Source organism: uncultured Aquimarina sp. (assembly GCF_947492405.1).
GTDB lineage: Bacteria > Bacteroidota > Bacteroidia > Flavobacteriales > Flavobacteriaceae > Aquimarina.
The window spans coordinates 212,063-234,759 of the sequence record NZ_CANLMP010000004.1; the positions used below are offsets into that span (position 1 = coordinate 212,063).

A 22,697-nucleotide genomic window follows, 5' to 3' on the forward strand; every position below is an offset into this window, starting at 1 on the left:
CACAAAGGAGTGCTAAGGGATATCTTTTTAGTTATACATATTGTTTAGCTTTTTCCAAAGCTTCTTCTATTCCTGCTGGGTTCTTACCTCCAGCTGTTGCAAAGAACGGTTGACCGCCACCACCGCCTTGAATGTACTTTCCAAGCTCACGAACTACCTGGCCAGCATTTAGTCCTTTTTCCTCGACTAGGTTTTTAGAAATATAACAAGATAATAATGCTTTACCATTATTCTCAGTTCCAAAAAGCATAAATGTATTTTCTATTTCTCCTCCTATTTCAAAAGACAAATCTTTTATTCCTGCCGGGTCAAGATCCACTTTTTTAGCTAAAAACTGAATCCCGTTTATTTCTTCAAATTCTGATTTAAGTTCTCCTTTTAGATTCTTTGCTTTATCCTTGAGTAGTACTTCAATCTGTTTTTTAAGACTTGTATTCTCTTCTTGCAGCGTTGTAATCGCCTTAATAGGATCTTTTGGATTTTTCAAAATAATTTTTACCTCAGAAAACACTTCGGATTGGTTAGTAAAATAATCCTTAGCTGCATCACTGGTAATCGCCTCAATTCTTCTGATTCCTGCCGCTACCGCACTTTCTGATGTTATTTTAAAATGCCATATATCACTAGTGTTTTGCACGTGGATCCCTCCACATAATTCCATAGATTCTCCAAAACGGATTGCACGAACAGCATCTCCATATTTCTCACCAAACAAAGCAATTGCTCCTTCAGCAATAGCTTGATCATAGGATATGTTTCGTTTTTCTTCCAGTGGTAACGCTTCTCTTATTCTAGCATTCACAAAATCTTCTACTTGCTGTAACTCATCTGAGGATACTTTAGCAAAATGAGAAAAATCAAATCTTAAATTCGAACTTTGTACCATAGACCCTTTTTGCTCTACATGGGTTCCTAAAACTGAACGCAATGCCTGATGTAACAAATGAGTTGCAGAATGGTTAGCTGCCGATGTAGCACGCGCCTTATCACTTACTACTGCTGTAAAAGTATCTTCTATATGATTAGGTAAACTTTTTGTAAAATGAATAATCAAGTTATTCTCTTTTTTAGTATCTATTATATAGCATACACCACCATTAGAAGCTTCTAGATATCCTTTATCTCCAACTTGTCCTCCACCCTCTGGATAAAAAGGTGTATTATCTAAAACTAATTGATACAACTCTCCATCTTTCTTGCTGTTCACTTTGCGGTATCGAGATATTTTTGTCTTGCTTGAAGTATGATCATATCCTATAAATTCCTCTTTGGCATTAGGAATCAAAACCTCCCAGTCTCCAGCTTTCACCTCAGAAGCAGCTCTGGAACGATCTTTTTGTTTTTGTAATTCTTCTTTAAATACTTTTATATCATATTCATATCCTTGCTCAGACAGAATTAAAGCTGTAAGATCCTCAGGAAAACCAAATGTATCGTATAATTCGAACACTTTTTCTCCTGAAACCACTTTACCTTTCGTATTCTTAATTACATTATCTAACAATACTAATCCCTGGTCTAGCGTTCTTAGGAATGAGTTTTCTTCTTCTTTTATAACATTGGTGATTAAATTTTTCTGAGATTTCAATTCTGGAAAAGCATCACTCATTTGATTACTGAGCGTATCTACTAGTTTATAGATAAAAGGCTCTTTGGTACCCAAAAATGTAAACCCATATCTGATGGCTCTTCTTAAAATTCTTCGGATAACATATCCAGCACCTGTATTACTAGGTAGTTGACCATCTGCTATAGAAAATGAAACTGCTCTAAGGTGATCTGCAATTACACGAATTGCCACACTTACCTTACCATTTTCGTCTGTTGGTATACTATCTTTATCATACGTAGCATTGGTTATAGTTTCTATTTCTCTGATTAGTGGTGTAAACACATCTGTATCATAGTTAGATTTCACACCTTGCAATGCCATACACAAACGCTCGAATCCCATTCCTGTATCGACATGTTGTGCTGGTAGTTTTTCCAGAGAACCGTCTGCTTTACGATTATACTGCATAAAAACAAGATTCCAGATTTCTACCACTAACGGATCATCCTGATTGACCAAATCACGACCTGGTATTTTTGCTTTTTCCTCTTCAGATCTTAAATCTACGTGAATTTCTGAACAAGGTCCACAAGGTCCTTGATCTCCCATTTCCCAGAAATTATCTTTTTTATTCCCCATAATGATACGATCTTCTGGAACAATATTTTTCCATAAATCGTAGGCTTCCTGATCCATTTTGAGATTTTCATCTTTTGCTCCTTCAAAAACTGAGACATATAGAATATCTTTATCAATCCCAAAAACCTCTGTTAGCAATTCCCAAGCCCATTCAATAGCTTCTGTTTTAAAATAATCTCCAAAACTCCAATTCCCTAACATTTCAAACATTGTATGGTGATAAGTATCTAAACCTACTTCTTCCAAATCATTTTGTTTCCCGCTAACTCTTATACACTTTTGAGAATCCGCTATTCTTTTGTTCTTAGAAATAGTATTACCTAAAAAGAATTCTTTAAAAGGAACCATTCCGGCATTGACAAACATCAAGGTAGGATCATCTTTAATCACCATAGGTGCAGAAGGCACTATACTATGTTTTTTGGATTCAAAAAACGCTAAAAATTGGTTTCTGATGTCTTGGGATTTCATTTTTTTATATTTTCTTTATAATCAATTAATTATCATTAGTTATCTGAAGATATGCTATCGATATTTGTCAGTTTTTTCCGGACTTAGTCACATTTTATTATATTTGTTCCAGCCCCAAAGTATAAACAAGCCTATTTTTGGCTAACATCCTGCAAAAATAGTATATTTTAGATTATGTCAAAGGTTAAATATTACTACGATAGCGAGACGCTATCTTATCGTAGAATTGAGCAAAAGAAAGGACGTAAATTTGGTTTTGCCATTTTGGGTGTTCTTGGTGCTTTTTTAGCTGGTTTTGTGTTATTACTAATCTATCTTAATATTCCTCAATTAGAGACTCCTAAGGAAAAAGCATATAAACGAGAATTAGAAAACATGAAGCTTCAGTATGAGCTTATGAACAAACAACTGAAGAAAGATCATGCTGTTCTAGACGAAATTGCTCAAAGAGATGATAATATATATCGTCTTTATTTTGGTGCTCCACCAATTCCTGCAGAAGTAAGAGGAGCAGGATTTGGAGGAGTTAATAGATATAAAGGCTATGAAGGTTATGATAATTCCGAAATGATTATCGAAAGCCAAAGGCAAATAGACAAATTAACTAAACAAATCGCAGTACAATCTATTTCTCTGGATGAAATTAAAGATCTGGCAGAGCAAAAAGAAGAATTGCTATCTACGATACCGGCTATTCAACCCATACAAAACTCTGATTTAAAACGCATGGCGTCTGGATATGGTTGGAGAAGTGACCCTTTTACAAAAGCAAGAAAGTTTCATTATGGTATGGATTTTTCTGCTGCTACTGGGACTCCAATATATGCTTCTGGTAATGGCGTTGTTACTAGAGCAGATGCTAACTCTACAGGTTATGGAAAGCATGTTCGCATTGATCACGGTTTTAACTATGTGAGTCTTTATGCCCATTTAAGCAAATACAATGTAAAAAAAGGACAGAAGGTAAAACGCGGTGATGTCATAGGTTATGTAGGAAGTACTGGTAGATCGGTTGCTCCTCACTTACATTATGAAATATTTAAAGATGGTGACCGTATCAATCCACGTAACTTCTACTACGGAAGTTTAACTTCTGAAGAGTTTAATATTATGCTAGAAGCTTCCAAATTAATAAATGAAACCCTAGATTAAATCTTATGCGTAAAGCACTTCTTTTTGTAATTCTAATTGGTTTTAGTTACACTATACAAGCACAGAAATTTTCAAAAGAAGCCATTGACTCTATGACGGTAATCGTTGAGGATTTTAAGTTAGAAATGGAAAAGCTTTCGGTTCCTAAAAGCATAAAACTGATGGCTGTAGGAGATATTATGATGGGCACTAATTTTCCTAAGGAACATTACATGCCACCAGATGACAAAGGTCCTTTTGATGATGTAAATGTTGTTTTAAAACAAGCAGACATTCTTTTTGGTAATCTAGAAGGAACCCTTACAGATCAAGGCGAAAATGCAAAACGATGTTCTGATCCTTCTAAATGTTATTCATTTCGATCTCCAGAGTCATTTGGTAAATACTTAGAGGAAACTGGATTCGATGTTATGAGTATCGCCAATAATCATATAGGAGATTTTGGAGCAATCGGCATTAAGAATACTGCTAAAACTCTAGAAAAACATAATATTGCTTATGCCGGGATTTTTGCTCAGGAATCTACCATATTCGAAAAAAATGGAATCACGTATGGATTTTGTGCCTTTGCCCCAAACAAAGATTGCGTAAAAATTCATAACTTAACAAAGGCAAAAGGCATTGTCAAAGAACTAAAAGAAAAAGTAGACATTGTTATTGTTTCTTTTCATGGAGGCGCAGAAGGAACTGATCACACGCATGTAACCAGAAAAACGGAACGCTTTTATGGAGAAGATCGTGGAAATGTCTATCTATTTGCGCATACGCTGATAGATGCCGGAGCAGATATTATTTTAGGGCATGGACCTCACGTATCCAGAGCCTTTGAAGTATATAACAATAAGTTTATCGCTTATAGTTTAGGTAATTTCTGCACCTATTCCAGGTTTAATCTAACTGGAATTAAAGGATATGCTCCTATTGCAGAAATAGAAGTAGATCCGGAAGGAAATTTTATCAAAGGAAAACTTCATTCTGCTAAACAAATTGATGAGGTATATCCTTTTATGGATGATAAAAAAAGAGCGCTAAAAGAAATTAAAAAACTGACGGAGGAAGATTTTCCGGAAAGTAACCTGGTGTTTGAAGAAGATGGAAGTTTTACCCAAAAAAACGAGAATTAACTATGTATGTTGACTTACCAAAAAAGATGTACTATGGTATCGGCGAAGTAGCTGATGCATTTGACGTAAATGCTTCTCTTATTCGTTTTTGGGAAAAAGAATTTGATATCCTAAAGCCAAAAAAGAATGCCAAAGGAAATAGAAAATTCACTCCTGAAGATATCAAAAACTTAGAGTTGATATACCACTTGGTTAAAGAACGTGGATTTACTTTAGAAGGTGCTAAAATTCATCTAAAAGAGCAAAAACAAGAAGCTTTGGATAGCTTTGATATTATTAGAAAATTAGAATCTATTAGAGGGCAATTATTGAAGATTAAAGAGCAGCTTTAGTCCTCATGAAGTTATTATTCTTATTCGATAATGTAGTTTCTATAAATATCCGACTCAATTGCAATAACATCTGATTGCATCTGAGTAAGTCTTGTGATGTTAGCGATTACTGGAAAATCTTTAAAATTGAATTCCAACCATTTCCGTCTTCTACCATCTCTATCACGCACTTCTTCCGTACTTAAGGTATTAGTGATTTTAGTTTTTAGTTTCGGGCTTTCTACCAAGACAATAAGATTCTCCCTTAGCTGATCTGTTTTTGCTATAAACTCTTTTCCTTTTTCTGACAAACCACTTTCAGCAAAAAACATATTATTAGGCTGATCCATTAATTCATAATTTTTAGGATCTTTTACACCTAACATCTCCTGCTTTACAGAAGCTAAATATTCTTTAAAACTGGTTATTAAAGAATCTACCTTCCTAGCTTTAATTAAAAGATTTTCGTCTTTTATTGCATTTAATAACGAATCATTTTCTCTGTCAACAAAAACACTACTCTTACTCAATTTATTATCCATTTCTCCAAATGAAGAAATAACATCTCTACTACTTTTAACAAGAAGGAAACTAATACCTGAAATGACAAATATTAGTAATAAGAGTATTATAAGAATAGGCTTTTTCATTATAAAGATTTCTATTTCTTTCTGAAATAAACAGCTACTGGTACTCCATGAAAATCAAATTCTTTACGTAATTGATTCTCTAGATATCTTTTGTATGGTTCTCGTATATACTGCGGTAGATTACAGAAAAATGCAAATTGAGGTTGCGGTGTAGGCAATTGCATACAATATTTAATTTTCACATATTTACCTTTATATGCTGGCGGAGGGTTTCTTTCTATAATAGGCAACATAGTGTCGTTCATCACACTGGTTTTTATCTTTTTAGAACGGTTTTTAAACACTTCTACAGCCGTTTCTATCGCTTTAAAAAGTCGTTGCTTTGTTAATACCGAAATAAATACGATTGGAACATCTGTAAACGGTTCAATTTGTTTACGGATATGTTTTTCAAAATCTTTTAAGGTATTGCTTTCCTTATTTTCGATTAAATCCCACTTATTTACAAGAATCACAATCCCTTTACGATTGCGTTCTGCTAACCAAAATATATTCTGCACTTGCGCATCAAACCCTCTAGTGGCATCTACTACTAACAAACATACATCACTATGTTCTATCGCTCGAACAGACCTCATTACCGAGTAAAACTCCAGATCTTCTTTAACTTTAGCTTTACGTCTTATTCCTGCTGTATCAACCAAATTAAACTCAAAACCAAATCGATTATATTTAGTGTCAATAGAATCTCGAGTAGTTCCCGCAATATCTGTAACGATATATCTATCTTCTCCTATCAGCGCATTAATGAATGAAGATTTTCCTGCATTAGGTCTTCCTACAACCGCAAAACGGGGCAGTTCAGTTTCTTCTACTTCTTCTACTTCCGGTAATGCTTCTACTAAGGCATCCAAAAGTTCTCCTGTACCACTTCCGTTAATACTTGCTATAGTATAATATTCTCCTAGTCCAAGACTATAAAACTCTACAGCATTTTCTGCTCTTTTACCATTATCAACTTTATTGATAGCCAAAAAAACCGGCTTATTGACTTTACGCAGTAAGTTAGCAACTTCTTCATCCATTCCGGTAACACCAGACTCTACATCTACCATAAAGATAATAGCATCTGCTTCATCAATAGCAAGCTCTACCTGTTTATCAATCTCTGCTTCAAAAATATCATCACTTCCTACTACATAACCACCAGTATCTATCAGTGAGAATTCTTTACCATTCCAATCGCTTTTCCCATAGTGGCGATCACGGGTAACTCCACTTACCGCATCTACGATTGCTTCTCTTCTCTGGATCAGTCTATTAAAGAATGTAGATTTTCCTACATTAGGTCTCCCTACAATTGCCACTATATTACTCATTATCCTAAATTCTAAAATTTGTGCAAAATTAGTCTTTTTATTCTACCTAAACTATTGAAGTTTACATATCAGACAAATAATGTAAAAGTGAGGGGGTTAAACGTATTTATACTTCAGAAATGAATTTTGGTCCATAATTTAAAAATAACAGCCACGCACTTTAGTTTGTGGCTGTTATCAGCGAAGTGTTAATCTCCTCTATATTAAATCAGCATCGCTACCATAACTGGATTATAGCAATGTATGAAAAGGTAAACATAGAAAACCCCATTCTATTCCTTTATCACGATTGCAATTTTATCCCGTATTGGGAGAGGAGATATCCTAGCTTTTTTGAAATATCTAATGTGTTACCTTATATGCCTGGTTCATTGTAAATAACGTCTTGAATGCAAGGTGAATCTTCTGGTAACATACATAGACCATCCCATTGCCCACCACATACGTTTCTACAAGTTTCTGCGTCATAAGGAGTGAAAGGCAGAAACCCTCCTCCTCTTACTGATTTTTGTTTTTCTTTACTTAATGATGTAGCTCCTTCTAATTTTAAAATGTTTTTTAACATAACGTAATTATTTAATGATTTATGAAACCCGAATTAGTTTATAGACACTCGGGATGTATGTCTATTTTGTTTTCAAGTTTTATCCTTTTAATAAATTTCTACTACGTTTATGTTAGTTTTACAACTTGTAAATCCCTGACTAGGAATATCACCTCCAATAACTTGTGTAAGATTATCCAATTTGACCACAGAGATTTTTGTTAGTGATAATTTCTCTACTGCAAGTTTTGCTTTAGGTTTTCTCATGATATTTAATTTCTTTTTTAATGAATTATGTGTTTTTCTTGTCTAGACAATAAGCTCGGATGATACATCCGAGTTATCTGGATTAAAACATTTTAGGTAAAACAATACCCATCTATGCAAACTCCTTCTTCCGGAGCATTTCTACAATCGCTCGTATTTCTGCATCTTAGTACACCTGAACCTGTGAAATAGTTGCCCCCTTTAATGTTTTCTTGAAGCTTTTTGTTCAATGACGTAACCCCTTCTAGTTTTAAAATGTTTTGTAACATAACTTTATAAAATTTAATGATTTATGAATGTTCCTGAACTTTTAAAGACACTCAGGATATATGTCTATGCTGCGCAGCATATCCTTTATGTAAGCAGGATCAGAAATGTTACCCCCCTATTTTCATCAAATTATTTAAAAACAAGCCACATTACATAATTGACTCTTAATTATCAATGATTTATAAGATTGAAAGTTCTCAGTTACTCATTGCTTAATTCCATTATTAAAATACTTGATTGCCTCTTTGATATTATCGTCCTCTAGTAGATTCTTAAAGTTATCTGATTTATGAATAGCAATACCTGGTATGATGTGCTCATAAAATTGACCGTTTCGATCCACATCGTATGCTTCTGCATTATTAAAATAGGTGTCAAAAGGCATTCGGTATGTATGGTTTGTGGTAGTTAATCCAATTGTTTTTTCTCCTATAAAAATGGTGTTTTTTCTTCCTTTAAAGGCAATCGCTGTAATCTCACCGGAACTATTTGTAAAAACTCCTGTTACGATAGCTACTTTTACGGTATTCATCTCGTCAAAAGGTATTCTTTTTATGGCGAGTATCATATCCTCTTCCTGATATGCTTTTCCGTTTTTAAGGTATATTTTTTCTGTACGGTCTTCATATTTCCAACCTCCAAACACTCCATCACCCAATAACTCATATAGGGCTCCTATCATCGGCCATGTGTTTCCTCCCATATTAAGTCTAAGGTCGATAATCCATCCTTTTAACTTATGATTATTTGCTATTGTCTGGATTTGATCATACATTTTTTGCGTAATCGAATTGATATCTTTTCCATCGGGTAGATCTATACTCGGCATTAAAATATACCCATATTGATCGTCTAATACTTTACACTCAAAATTAAAATTCCCTTGCTGGTATCTTTCTAGCAAACCTGCACTAAACTCGCTTCCATCAAAATTTCCTACGGTAGGGTTTTTGATTTGCATATCTGATGTGTTTATAGAAGTATGTTTATCTCCTAAATCCATCCAAACTTTACCAAACATTGGTAAAAACTCTTTAAAGGATTTCTTGGTGGTAGCCACCTTCAAAAATCTTTCTTTATAAGAAGCCCAATCTATTTTTTCTCTGTACAGGTTTTTTTTCTGTAGAATGTTAAAAACACTATCTGTATACACGGTGATACTATCTTTTACAGTATACCTTTGGCTATAAGAACTGGTTGTATATCCTATTGCTAGTATCGCAATTACATATTTTAATTTAGTTTTCATGATTTTATCTTTTAACAAAAGTTCCTATTTCCTCCAAATCGTCATAAAAAGTGAGTGAAGTGGTAGACGTTTTTTTAAAGGTTCTGGTAAAAACAAATTCTTCGTCATCAGGAAAGCTTACCCGTACTATAATGGAATATTCATTATCTGTAGCAATCTCTTCAATGATTGTATTATTTGTGTTGGGAGTTATAGATTGACTATAATCCAATGTAGATCCATCCATAAATTCTGAAATAATATTGGTTTCTGTAAATATCAGCGTTTTGGTAAAAGCCTCCGGGGCTTCATTATCCCAAGTACCTATTGACCAAGCAGGTGGGTCAAAAATAATTGATTCGTATGGAGTATCTTCTTTTGGACCGCAAGATATCACGGATATTACAAGCAGTACAATCCAAAAAGTTTGTATAATTCTCATTATTGCAGTATTTGATCTGTTATCAACTTATTATAAATTTTCTGTACGGATTTCTCAGCAAATAATGCTGGTCCAAAGGAGCTCGCAGATGAAAAATTCGCTTTCCAGATTTCTTTTTTAGTTTGTGTATCTACTCCTACAATTTCATAAGTAGCTTTTTGGAGAGCTCCTTCATAAAAGAACAAGTCTGTTGGTTTAAAAATCAAAAGAAGATCTTTTTGATCACTTAGGATTTTATTCTCGATCGTTTGATCAATACTATTCTTGTGGTTAAGCGTTAGTGATGTTCTCTTTTGCTGATTTAGCACCACTTCTACTTTTTTTTGGTCCGTAGTGAATCACGTTTCTAACTTTTCTTTTAGCTTATTCGTAAAATTCTTAGTCACCCCATTTTCATAGGTAATTACGATAAGAATATTTTTATAAGGAGCATTAGAAATCTTAGTATCCACTACAGATCTAATAGTTACTCCACAACTAGAAAGCAGCACAATGAAACAGAGTGCAATAATTTTTTTCATTTTGTTATTGTTTTACTTTATTGTTTTCCTTGCACTTTATGTTAGAAACATAGAAAATGTTACCCCTTGTTTTCTGAAAAGAATAAAAAACAGCCAAGAAAATCTTGGCTGTTTGGTAATTTAATATTCATCAAATCAATCAATATTTTACTCTATCACGATCTTTTTCATTGTAGATTTTTGATCTGTATTGATTTGCACAAAATACACACCTGCAGGATAATCCATGCGCTCAATAGTGTGCTTATTGGTTTTTATAACATTACTGCTATAAATAATTGCTCCTGTATAATTAAAGATAGTAACTTCTGTAATCGTGCGTTTACTTTGTATATGAAGTTCATCTACCACAGGATTCGGATACAACATGATTTCATTTGTTACTTTTTTAGAAAGATCCGTGTTACTGGTTCTTAGCAATTGAACATCTCCTGTACAATACTCTTTGATCTGTAATTCAGAGCTGGCATTTGGGCCATTATTTTTTATAACTAATATTCCACCAACTGCATCTGGATTCTCTAACAGCTTTATAATCCCACAAGCATTTTCCAAATTCGAATTATTATTTATCTCTAATTTTTTTGCTATGCTTTCTAAACCAGATAAACCATCTACGTCTACTAAATTCTGATTATTGACTACTCTAACCTCAACCCTAACACTTTGTAGGTTTTCTAATCCTGAAAGATCTTCTAATAAAGGATTACCCAATACATGTAATAATCCGATATCACCTAGCACTAAGGATGATAATCCTTGAATGTTTTGTAGTTTACTATTACCATACAGATACAAACCTCCTCTAATCTCTTGTATATTAGATAGATCATCTAAATTTGTGAGATTCGCATTATTAAATACCAGGCTTTTTACACTACTTAACCTCGCAAATCCAGAAAGGTTCGCCAAATTATTATTGATGATTCTAAAGTCTTTAATAATTTTAGTAAGATTACTAAAACCGTTTACCGTACTTAGATAATCATTACCCTTAATCTCCAAGGAACCACTTATTTGTGACAGATTGATAAAACCATCTAGATCGGTCAAACCATTATTCCAAGAAATAGTTAGGTTACCTTGAAGCGTAGTAAGGTTATTAAAAGCACTTAGCGATAAGATCTTATTATTGCGGTAAATATTTATATTTCCACTAATATTTGTAATGTTTGATAAGCCACCTAAATCCGCTAAACTGGCATTATTGGATATTTCTAATGAACCATTAATCAAGGTAAGGTTCGTAAAAGCATCTAAATTAGTAATCCCCGAATTATTTTTTATATATAATCCTCCTCCCAGCGTTTCTAGCTTACTTAGGTTACTAAGATCGGTGATATCTCCAGCGGTATCGTCAATAGTAAGGTTTCCTTTGATTTCACAGTAATCAAAAGCATTGATTTGTGCCTGAGATGATAAAATCACATTGTTTTCTGGATGCACCTCGTTACAAGGGCTACAACTGTCTAAAATATCCTGAACCAAACTGGTAGTGGGACCATTATTACCAATGGAAATATTACCTGAAATAGCTCCAGGTGTTGATAATAACTCTACGATAGCACAGGCATTTTCTAACGATCTATTATATACTAAACTAAAACCTCCTTTAACATTCTTAAGATTCTGAAGTCCATCTAAATTTTGCAGATTATTGGAGTCAATTATAACACCATTCTCCACTGATGCTACTGAACTCAATCCTGATACACTTTCTAAACTACCATTTTCTAATAGGATCAACCCTCCTTTGATAGAAGTAAGTCCACTAAATCCATCTAGATGTAATAGTTCAAAGTTACTTTCAATTTCCAATTTTCCTGAGAAATTTGTAAGATTTCTAAAACCGTTTACATTTTCTAATTTTGAATTATTATAGATTTGAATATCTCCAGTAACAGTTGTGAGATTTTCTAATCCATCGATATTTATTAATTCTTTGTTATAATAAATAGTAAGATTTCCATATATTTTTTCAAGACTGGATAGACCGTTAAGATTTGTTATAGGTTCGCTATCGCCAGATTGTATAATCAAATTACCTTTAATCTCACAATAATTAAATCGATCAACTACTTCTTGATCTTTTAGTATTACAGTATCTGGATATAAGCAAGGGTTACAATTTTCTGTAATTGCCTCTGGTGAACTAGAGCTATAACCATTATTTGATATATTAATAATCCCTCCTACCGAATTAGGGTTTTCTAACAATTGGATAATACCACAAGCATTCTGAATACGCGTATTGTAAGATAAATCTAGATTTTCACTTATGGAAATAATATTCCTCAAACCATCTAGATTCTCTAAACCTGGGTTTTCTCTAATATCCAGCCTACCGATCGAGCCAGATACACTTGTAATTCCTGACAATCCATCAACGTTAGTAAGTAATGGATTTTCTATAATCTGTATTGCATTTCCAATTGATGTAAGGCTAGATAATCCATCTAAATTAGATAAATTACTTTGAAACAATAAGAACCTTCCTCCAATTGAAGTTAAACTGGATAATCCTTTAAGATTAGTTAGTTTATTTTTATCTAGAGAGAAAGTTCCTTCAATTCTTACGAGTTTGGAAAGACCATCTATACTATACAGGTTACTGTTTCCTCCTAAAGTAAAATTGCCTTTGATTTCATTAATTCCGGATAAATAATCTACATTAGTTAATATAGTATTATTTCGAAGAGATACATCACCACCTATAAAAGTTAGATTTTGTAATCCGTTTAAATTAGTTAAATCTTTGTTATTTATAATGGTAAGATTATCTTTAATCTTATTTAATGATAACAATGGTGTCAAATCAAAAATATAGGAATTACTTGAGCTACCATCAATAGTTAAACTACCATTGATTTCACAATACTTAAATGCATCTATTTGTAGTTGTGATTCAAGAATAAGATCTCCTTCATATACACAATTAACTGCTGAACAGTTATCTACTATAATTTGTGTATTACTAGTATTTGGGCCGTTACTATATATATAACGAGCATGTTTAGGGTCTTTAATTAAGTTTACTATACTACAAGCACTCTCTAATGTTGAATTCCCATTCATTGACAATGTACTAACACCAGCCAAATTAGAAAGCCCATATAACTTAAGATTTAATAAATTTTGATTGTTTCGTATGATAATACTTTGAACATAATGTAAATTGGAAAGTCCTTCTAAGCTTGTTATAGAATTATTATTTTCAATTTTTAATGCTCCCGACACAAATTCTAAGTTCCTCAACCCATCTAAGTTTGTTAACTGAGAGTTTGTTCTTATGATTAAACTACCATTAGTAACTTTCGTCAGTAACGATAAAGCATCGATATTTGTAATACTACCATTATATTCATCAATAATCAAATCACCATTCACACTACAATAGTTAAACTCATCCACCTTTTCCTGAGAATCCAGCACAAGATTTCCATTATAAACATTTTCACAACTTGAGACATTACAATAGTAACGGATGTTGTTAACGGAACTTGTAGTAATTCCATTTTGTGATATCTCCTTATTACCTATTACTGCGTTTTCATTCTCTAAAAGATATAAAATATCGCATGCATCATTTAAGTACTCATTATTTTTTATTTCCAAGTTACCACCTATTTTCAACAGGTTGGATAAACCGTGTAAAGAAGAAAGACTTGTATTTAAAATTTTAAAATTTCCGTTTACCTCTTCTAATACACTTAATCCTTGTAGGTTTTCGATTAGTCTCCACCCAATCGCTGGATCATAAGATTCTTGAATGATTGTTAGGTTTCCATTAATTTTGCAATACCTAAAATTGTCAACCTGTTGCTGAGAGTCAATAACTAAGTCACCATTATATTCACAACCATTATTACAGTTATTAATTATATCATCAGCAGTGCTTGTAGTATTGCCGTTATCACGTATATCTGTTTGATAACTTCCTATTCTACCAGGAACTTCAAGGACATAAGACAAGGCACAAGCGTCTTTAAGAGAAGGGTTTCCATACAAATTCAGTTTACCCCTTATTGATGATAATTGATTTGTACCAATTATGTTTTGTAAGACTTCATTATCGGTAATTAATAGATCTCCATTAACGTCTTCAAGCTTTGTAAGTCCAACCCATCTAAGTTTTGGATTATTATCAATTTTTAAATCTCCTTCAAGAGTAGTAAGCTTTAAAAAATCTGTAATATGATCCAATCTGGGATTATTTGAGATCATTAGAGGTCCTACCTCTTCTAATGCATCCATATTCGTTATTCTAAAAAGGTTTCCATTATTTGATATGGTAATACCTTCAAGAACCGATTTAAGATTAGGAAGACGTAAAGCAGATTCTAATGTAATATTATTATTAATACTGATTTTTTTAACAGAAGTCAGAGAACCAAATAGAGCAGTAACGTCTATCAGACTATTATCTTCGATAGCTAAGTGCCCTTCTATTTTATTTAACTTGATAAATCCTCTACCAGAAGTTCTGCAATTTTTAATTATAAAATTACCTCCTATATACTCTAGCTTTTCGAATGCCTGATATGTATCTAAGGGAGTATTCTTAATAATTAAATTTCCTTGTATCCTTTTTATGTTAGACAATGACCTTAGGTGCTTTATATCTCTGTATATAGTCACACCATTATCTTCAATATCACTTGTATTAGGGTCATCTTCAACAATCAAATTACCATTTATAACACAATATTGATTTGCTTCCCAAGCTTGGTTTAGATTTGTAACGATTAAATCCCCATTATAGATCCTATCGCAATCATCAGGTGCGATAGCTTCAACACGTATGTTAGTTATCGTACTACAACCGATTTCGTCAGTTACCGTTAACGTGTAATCATAAATTCCTGAATTTGAAACACTAAATATCGGGTTCGCAATATTAGGATTACTAAGATGATCTGAAGGTACCCAACTATAATTTTTAGGAGTATTTCCAGAAATAAACATGGGAACTTCTAAAGACTGGGGTTCATTGGTTTTAATAAAGAACTTTTTATCTTCAATTACTTGTCCTCCAACATTAATAGTGATATACTTTGAATCTGAACAACCTGTTTGCGTATTTGTTACTTTTAAATTATATGTATGCTCTCCTACACCTGTTAATCTGGTAAATATAGGATTAGGGATATTGGTAGCGCTTAAATAGCTAAGCAGAGTGGGGTTATTAGCCGTCCAAAGATATTCTTCATTTGGATGGGCTACCCTATCTGGCCATAATTCTAATGACTGTTCTAAACATGCATTTTGGGAAGTTTGTACGTCTAGATTAGGGTTATCGATTATAGTTTCTATACGATACGTTTTTGCATCGGCTGGTGCCGTTATATTATTAAGACGAATCTCAAGATCCAGGGTTATTGGATATGATTCTCCTGTTCGTTTTATTCTTTCTTCGATATAGGCTCTTAATGGCAGTGCTTCAAACTGTCGATAATTAAAATCTTCTTGCACACAATTATATCCCTTACCAAGGTCAAAGCGGCAATCTACTATCTCCTGAAAGTTTACAATTTCTCTTCTTGCTATTATTCTATCATTAAAAGCATCACCATTAAGGTCTCTAACAGTCCACCCCAAATTACATTCTGATCCAGGAGATCTACTTATTACATATAGTGTGGGAGAATCACTAAGACATACTGCCTTAGTTCCATATTTATTTAATTTATCGACAGATATATCCGTTACATTGAATTCACAACCTTTTCCACACTCAAATAGGTTTCCTCCTTCTGTTACATAAACAGCATTTGGCTCTTTTATATTATCTCGAAGATTTATACCATTCACTCTAGCAGATACGGTTAAACTTACATCTCTATAACCTGCAGGGGTATCACCATCATAACATACTTGATGAGGACCTTTTGTTGTAGCGGTTTTAGGAGAAGCTCCCTTACCAAAGTCCCAAAAATATTCAAGTTTATCGGGAGCTATATTTTTTATAATGCTATTATCAGTAAACGTAGTGGGACCCGATGTATATCGTAAATCATATTTTGATTTCACAAAATAGGCTTCGATGCTTGGATCAGTATCCGTTATAAAAATAGTTTTAGAGGCCGTAGCTGTTTGACCTTCCGTATTTGTGCTTGTTACTGTTATGGTTTTGCTTCCACCCTTATCAAATGCATTACTAACTATGGATACTAATCCCGTATCAGTTTTTGTATTACCATCTCCAAAATCCCAACTCCAACTAACTGGAGTTCCAAATGACCCAAATATATCTCTCGCTGTAAAATAAATAAAATCGTTTGGCAGATAACTATTGTTACAAGGAGTAATATTATTAATAAAATCATTACTATTACAGGCACTCTCTATCTCAATTGAGTATGGTGGTTTTGGATAACCAACGTTAATATAGTTTTCTTTATAGCTAGTAAATACTTGGCCATTTGTATATTCAATTTCTAACTCTACACTGTAATCACCCCAATCTCCATAAGTTATGGTAGAGTTTTGCTGATCAGAATATTCAAAACCTCCATCACTTCCTTTGTAAAAAGTCCAGCTATATGATTTTATATTAGGCGAATTTGGTCCTGTAAAAGAGACCGTTAAAGGTGCAGGACCCGAAGTAACATTTGCAGTAAAGTTTACTGGATTACCAGTAGCACTATCATCTGAAACGATCACTTGCTTAGCCACTACAATAGGATCTGGACTAGCATCATCACGTACAGATAATGTTACATCAGGTGCTCCTGAGCTGGTAAATACATGTTTTGGATTTGCAACATATTGTTTATTACCATCACCAAAATCCCATTCATAACGCAAAGTTCCTGTCCCCCCAGAAACATCGGCTGTAAATTGGATTTCTTGACCCACTGTAATGTTTTGATTGGGGTTGTAGTTAAAGCTTACGTCGATACAATCGCTGGATTTACGGTTTTGCGCTTTTGGGTTGGTGCATTGATCATCTTTACTTACTTTGACATTACTTGTTTTACGTTTTTGAATATCTCCATTAACAATTAAAGTAACTTCATAATTACCGTTTCTCGGATATTCAACTATCGGAGGTGTTTTTGAAAATGAAAATGATGGAGTTCCTCCTTCAAACTGCCAATACCAAGATTTGATTGTTCCTCCTTCTGAAAGATCACTATACTGTATTTTATTTTTATCTCCTACAACTTGAGATACTTGAAAATCTGTAATAATATTGTCATTACAGCCACTATCTTTATTAAGAGTAAAAGACAATGGATTAACACTCCATTGATCACCACATGTAGATGTAAAATCAATAAGTCTACTATAATCAACTATATAATTTGCCGCATTTAAAGTTTTTGAGTTCGAATTAATAGTTAATCTTTGAGGTTTCGTTGAATGATGCATTATTTCATTGGGATCCACTATATGACCTAATGAAAGGATATGACCAATCTCATGTGCAACTATACTATATAGATCAATTTTACCTGGCATATAAGAATCAATAATGCTTAATTGAACATTTTTTGTGCTAATAGCAATATCTGCATTATAAGCATACCCAAAACTTTTATAATCAAAATCATTATCAACATCTGAGAAGAGACCAGTGCACCCATTGCTATTAATGCCCGAAAAACCATGTCTATCTCCGATATTATTATTAATATATATTATATTCTTTCCATCATTTTTTTCGCTTTTTGAAATAGCGAAGTCTATTTCACCAGTATTATCCTTTCTTTTTATTTCTAAAGTTATACCTAATGCACAAGACCAATCTCTCAAAACTTTTTCTATAGTAAAGATTGCTTCATGATTATTTTTAAGATTATCGCCAATATGAAACACATAGCCATTAAGGTTATTTTTTTTAACTATAGGTTGGGGATATTTATGATGTGGGAAGTCTCTATCGTCTAAATAATTCGATATCGAATAGTCTACTATTAAATCAGTAGTGCTATTGACGATATCCCCGAAATAATTCTCCACACTAATATATCCAGTCGCTGCAGATGGTAATTCTATTACACCGTTAGAAGATGTAATTTTTTCTGAATCTACAGACGAAGGACATTTTATTTTTATTGTTCTATTTGTCCAAAATTCTGATATTGTACCATTATTATCTTTTGAAACTAGGTAATCAACATCATCATTTTTTCTTATTCTTCTTAAACTATTTGTGCCGCCAAGAGTTTCCCCTGCAAAATGTATTTGTCCTTTATATCCTGTATCCGGGTTCTCTCTTTGATCTCCAAAACCATACCCTACTATTGTAATAATATCTCCGACTCCAGCTCTGGCAGTTGTTCTAGAAACTCCATCTCTGTCATTTATAGAAAATGAATCTATAGACGGAATTAATTCAATAGTAAAACTTCCAGTGGCGGTAGTATTATTGTTATCTTTTACCTCAACTTTATAATCCCCATACTTTAAATTGGTAAAAGTCTCTGTATTAGAACTACTCACCTTTTGGTCGTTGGTCGAACCAATAATTTTGAAGGTAAAATTAGGATCACCACCTTTTACCTCTATTTCCACAGTTCCCATATTAAGATCATTGTCCTGTTTTTTTACCTTTATATTGGTAATTCTAAAAGCAGCTGCCTCTACCTCTGTTTCGGTGCAGTCATCAGGAAATGTTTTATTGTTCATTCCATACCCACTCCATAAAAAGCTACAGAGCAGTATACACCATAGGGTGATAGTTTTTGTTTTTTTCATAAGATTGATTTACTTTTTTGTTTTTAATCTCTCTTTATGTAATCAAGCTTGTATATGTTACCCCCCTCGTTTAAAAAAACTAAAAAGAAGATTAGAAGATGATGGCTATGTTAGTATGTATGTGATAGTAGATGAGGTAATGTTTATTTTACGCAAACAAAAAAGCCATAGCTAATGCTATGACTTTCGATACATTTTTCTGTTAACTAATCATACAGATGTTATTCATCTAAGAAAGCTGGAAGTTCTATATTATAATGAAGATAATCCGAAGCATATCCTCCACATCGTAAAGCAGTTCTTATTGCATTGGTATATGCTGAGGCTGAGGAGACACTATATGCTACATTACAACTTTGTCTACGTCCTCTCCATTTCATACCACCTTGTACGAACTTCTGATCTTCTTTGCTTAATACTTGCATTCCCTTAATGTCAAATTTCTTGTTTCCCATGTTTCGGTTTTTTAATTTTAATAAGTGAACCTTTAATGTATTTATCACTACAAATGTTACCCCTTTGCCTAAATAAAAAATGACATAAAAAAAGCTCCTACTTAGAGAGCTTTTATAATTAAACAATCGATCAACTTCTTTTTCTTTTTTGTCTAAGAAACCAAAACCCAAGAATCATACTCAATAAAGCTAACAACAGGCTTACCCAATACCAATGCGATGATTTCTCATTAAAATCAATAGCAGTTGTATCTCCAATCAGATAAAAACCTCCCCAATAAAAGGGATCAGAATTATAGACATTTGCAGTATGTAAATATTGTAATTTTGCTTGCTGTAAAGCCTTGGCTTTATTCATTCCTTGTTTTAAATTAGCGTAGAAATTTCTCATTAATATGGGAGTGGTTTCGTCGGATACTTCCCAGTTGGTCAGCACCAAACTTTTAGCTCCCGCATACTGAAACGCCCTTCCTAAACTCATAATCCCTTCTCCTTTAGCCACTTTTCCAGCGCCAGTATTACACGCGCTAAGTACTACCAATTCTGCAGGAATATCCATCGCATACAATTCATGATTGTATAAGTAGTTGTCTTCTATACTATCTTTATTTTTTGTAAAAAATAACTTAGAATTTTCTGGATGTTCATTATCCACTTCTCCGTGTAGGGCTAAGTGAAGAATATTATAGTTAGTTGCATTACTTTTAAAATTATCTTCAATTGCTTCTTTTCCATAATAATACTTCCCATTTATGATTTCGGATATCGCTTTGATTTCTTTTCGTGTACCGGGTAAATCATCATCCGTATTGCGCAGTACCGCCAAATCCATAGTGCTTCCCTGATCAGTTTTGGTTGTATCTGCAAAAGAAAACGCCAAACACTCTTTTATATTCTTTTTCTGATCATCGTATACTTGATTAAACAGTAAGTTTGCAGAATTCGCATAGCTAATGACTTTTTCACTAAGGAAATAAGGCAATTCTTGATAGGCTTCTGATGTAGTTTGTTGTGTTAACAATAGATCAAAATTAAGATGCCAAAGCGGACCATCTGGCACAACAATAAGCTCTTCGCCTTTTAATGTATGCTGCACCGGAACAATAAGCTTTTGATATAATGAATATGCCAATTCATTATAGTTCTCAGCATCTTTAGCTATAATGGCATTATTAAACTGTGTAATAGTATCCTCTAAACTATCAATTTCCAATAATGTTACGCCATATTTATCTTTAGAAATTGTAAAAGCATAGGTGGTACTATCGGCAACAAAACACTCTAATAAGGTAGCATTTTTAGACAACTTATTTTGGATTTCTTTTACCGATATAATAGTATTATCATAAGTAAGTTGATGATACTTAGGATATTGTTTTCTTATGACACTTTCTAGAGAGTCTTTTTTTAAGTTTAAAGAGAAAAGTTTGGTTTTAATTTCTTCTAACGGCTTGCTATTATTTACATTTTGATAGTTAAGAGCTGCTGACTGATTTTGTGCGATTTTTGAAGCTATTACTTTTTGTTTATTAATGATGTTTTGTGGAATTAAGGAGACTGCATCAGATTTACTTTTGTTACGAGATTGATTTAAAAGAAATGACCTATTCTTTTCGGAATAGGTGAACATCAAATCAAGATATTTTGCTTTTCCTGTCTTTTCAAACATCAACCAATAACTGTCAATAAGGCTCGAGTATATACTAGATAAAAAATGATTTGTTGATAAAATACTTTCCGCAGATTGATTTTTCTTATATTTAACCGCAATTAACGTATCAGCTTTTTGAAACGTTTTTATGGAGAATTTTAAATATTTTTCTTGACAATTAGATTTATAAATATTTTTCAACGTTTCTCCTTTATTTTGTAGTAAAGCAAGAACGAACTCGTAATCGGTATAAAAATCATTTGGTTTTGGATTATTTGCTATAGAGTAATCATCATAATTTTGCGTGATATCAACTATTCCTTTTTGAAAACAATCTAACCCCTCAAAAAAAAGTCTTTTTTTTACATAAGCTTCGCCTAAACCAAAATTATATACTGATTTATTGTTTCGTTTTGTTAGCTTCAATCCTTTCTTAAAATATTTTATAGCTTCATCAACATTATCCATATGATAATAAACTCGGCCTGTAAAATAAAGTAGACCAGCAATTCTCTCTCTTTTTTCAGGAAGATGTTTTTTATACATTTCTATTACCTTAAAATGCAAATCCAAACTTTTTTTATATTCTTTTTGATTCATCAATAAGTTTGCTCTAATTTCATAAAAAGCTAATAGATTTATATTGAATTTTGTTTCATTTAATCTAGGTTTAATGTTTTCCTCCAAAAATTCTTCGACCCTTTTAAAATCATTGAGAACCATATAAATAGAAGATAAATACATCATAAACCCTTTCAAATTACTATCCTGATTATTGTCTATTACTAATAAATCAAAAGCATATTGAAAATATTTTTTACTTTTATAATATGCTCCCAAATGGAAATAACATATACCTTTGTAATAACTCAAATTACCAATATCTATAGTGCTTCTTTGATTACTTTTCTGTCTACAAAATTGTTCTTTCAGAAAATAATTTAATGCTTGCTCATGATCATTAAATCCATCTGTTCTTATTTTTCCTATCAAATGATAAATATCCGCAACACAAGATAATTCGTTATTTTTTTCTTCATTATCTAATACTTTCATAGCGAGCTCTTGAGCTTTTTCATAATTAGCCAATTTATAAGCTTCTTTAGCTTTTTCAATCTGGGTTAGTAAAGATTCATTACAAGACGTCGATGATTGTGCAGCGATCATATGGCAAACCAAGAGAAATAAAACAAAAATCAAATTTTTATAAAACATAGATTGTCTTTTGATCATTCTTATTACTTGTTATAAACTATTTTCTGTACTGAACATTACAAAAAACTGTTGGAAAAATACATAAAACCGGAAAATATCAAATTAAAGGAGAGCCGAGAAACAATACGTGGTAAAATCCACACATATTATTTCTCGACTCCGCTCGAAATGATAGGCAAAAGG

The 22,697-nt window shown here is 32.8% G+C and carries 16 protein-coding genes; 3 read left to right on the plus strand and 13 right to left on the minus strand.

What is annotated here, in order from left to right:
* Positions 1 to 31: 31 nt before the first annotated feature.
* Positions 32 to 2,662, minus strand: a complete 2,631-nt coding sequence (alaS, locus tag Q0829_RS15610) for an alanine--tRNA ligase (protein WP_298544778.1) — start codon at positions 2,660 to 2,662, stop codon at positions 32 to 34.
* Between the two features lie 174 nt (positions 2,663 to 2,836).
* On the opposite strand from alaS, the gene Q0829_RS15615 reads away from it, so the two are divergent.
* Genes Q0829_RS15615 through Q0829_RS15625 form a run of 3 tightly spaced genes read left to right on the plus strand, consistent with a single transcriptional unit; the run spans position 2,837 to position 5,270 of the window.
* A complete protein-coding gene (locus tag Q0829_RS15615; RefSeq protein WP_298544780.1) occupies positions 2,837 to 3,814 on the plus strand; it encodes a peptidoglycan DD-metalloendopeptidase family protein in 978 nt (325 codons plus the stop codon).
* Positions 3,815 to 3,819: 5 nt separating this feature from the next.
* Positions 3,820 to 4,938 carry a CapA family protein gene (locus Q0829_RS15620; protein ID WP_298544783.1) on the plus strand — a complete coding sequence of 373 codons (1,119 nt, stop codon included), beginning with the start codon at positions 3,820 to 3,822 and terminating at the stop codon, positions 4,936 to 4,938.
* A gap of 2 nt (positions 4,939 to 4,940) precedes the next feature.
* On the plus strand, positions 4,941 to 5,270 hold the full coding sequence (locus tag Q0829_RS15625; protein WP_027395257.1) for a MerR family transcriptional regulator: 330 nt from the start codon (positions 4,941 to 4,943) through the stop codon (positions 5,268 to 5,270).
* Positions 5,271 to 5,290: 20 nt separating this feature from the next.
* On the opposite strand, the gene Q0829_RS15630 is transcribed toward Q0829_RS15625, so the two are convergent.
* The 12 genes from Q0829_RS15630 to Q0829_RS15685 form a co-directional block, all read right to left on the minus strand.
* Positions 5,291 to 5,899 (minus strand): hypothetical protein, encoded by a 609-nt coding sequence (locus tag Q0829_RS15630; RefSeq protein ID WP_298544786.1) that lies wholly within the window; start codon positions 5,897 to 5,899, stop codon positions 5,291 to 5,293.
* Between the two features lie 11 nt (positions 5,900 to 5,910).
* Entirely contained in the window at positions 5,911 to 7,218 is a 1,308-nt protein-coding gene (der, locus tag Q0829_RS15635) for a ribosome biogenesis GTPase Der (protein ID WP_298544788.1), read from the minus strand.
* A gap of 355 nt (positions 7,219 to 7,573) precedes the next feature.
* Complete coding sequence (locus Q0829_RS15640; protein ID WP_298544791.1) at positions 7,574 to 7,783, minus strand: hypothetical protein; 210 nt, start codon at positions 7,781 to 7,783, stop codon at positions 7,574 to 7,576.
* An 87-nt stretch (positions 7,784 to 7,870) separates the two neighbouring features.
* A complete protein-coding gene (locus Q0829_RS15645) occupies positions 7,871 to 8,029 on the minus strand; it encodes a hypothetical protein (protein WP_298544793.1) in 159 nt (52 codons plus the stop codon).
* A 92-nt stretch (positions 8,030 to 8,121) separates the two neighbouring features.
* Positions 8,122 to 8,298, minus strand: a complete 177-nt coding sequence (locus Q0829_RS15650) for a hypothetical protein (protein ID WP_298544796.1) — start codon at positions 8,296 to 8,298, stop codon at positions 8,122 to 8,124.
* A 206-nt stretch (positions 8,299 to 8,504) separates the two neighbouring features.
* Positions 8,505 to 9,548, minus strand: a complete 1,044-nt coding sequence (locus Q0829_RS15655) for a S41 family peptidase (protein ID WP_298544797.1) — start codon at positions 9,546 to 9,548, stop codon at positions 8,505 to 8,507.
* Positions 9,549 to 9,552: 4 nt separating this feature from the next.
* Positions 9,553 to 9,969 carry a hypothetical protein gene (locus tag Q0829_RS15660; RefSeq protein WP_298544799.1) on the minus strand — a complete coding sequence of 139 codons (417 nt, stop codon included), beginning with the start codon at positions 9,967 to 9,969 and terminating at the stop codon, positions 9,553 to 9,555.
* Positions 9,969 to 10,277: a hypothetical protein gene (locus tag Q0829_RS15665; protein ID WP_298544801.1), complete on the minus strand. Its 309-nt coding sequence runs from the start codon at positions 10,275 to 10,277 to the stop codon at positions 9,969 to 9,971. Before Q0829_RS15665 ends, Q0829_RS15660 begins: the two co-directional genes overlap by 1 nt.
* Before the next feature lie 30 nt (positions 10,278 to 10,307).
* Positions 10,308 to 10,490, minus strand: coding sequence for a hypothetical protein (locus tag Q0829_RS15670; RefSeq protein ID WP_298544803.1), 183 nt, complete (start codon positions 10,488 to 10,490; stop codon positions 10,308 to 10,310).
* Between the two features lie 147 nt (positions 10,491 to 10,637).
* Complete coding sequence (locus Q0829_RS15675) at positions 10,638 to 19,193, minus strand: PKD domain-containing protein (protein WP_298544805.1); 8,556 nt, start codon at positions 19,191 to 19,193, stop codon at positions 10,638 to 10,640.
* Between the two features lie 221 nt (positions 19,194 to 19,414).
* A complete protein-coding gene (locus Q0829_RS15680; protein ID WP_298544808.1) occupies positions 19,415 to 19,648 on the minus strand; it encodes a hypothetical protein in 234 nt (77 codons plus the stop codon).
* A 130-nt stretch (positions 19,649 to 19,778) separates the two neighbouring features.
* Positions 19,779 to 22,532, minus strand: coding sequence for a CHAT domain-containing tetratricopeptide repeat protein (locus Q0829_RS15685; protein WP_298544810.1), 2,754 nt, complete (start codon positions 22,530 to 22,532; stop codon positions 19,779 to 19,781).
* Positions 22,533 to 22,697: the final 165 nt, after the last annotated feature.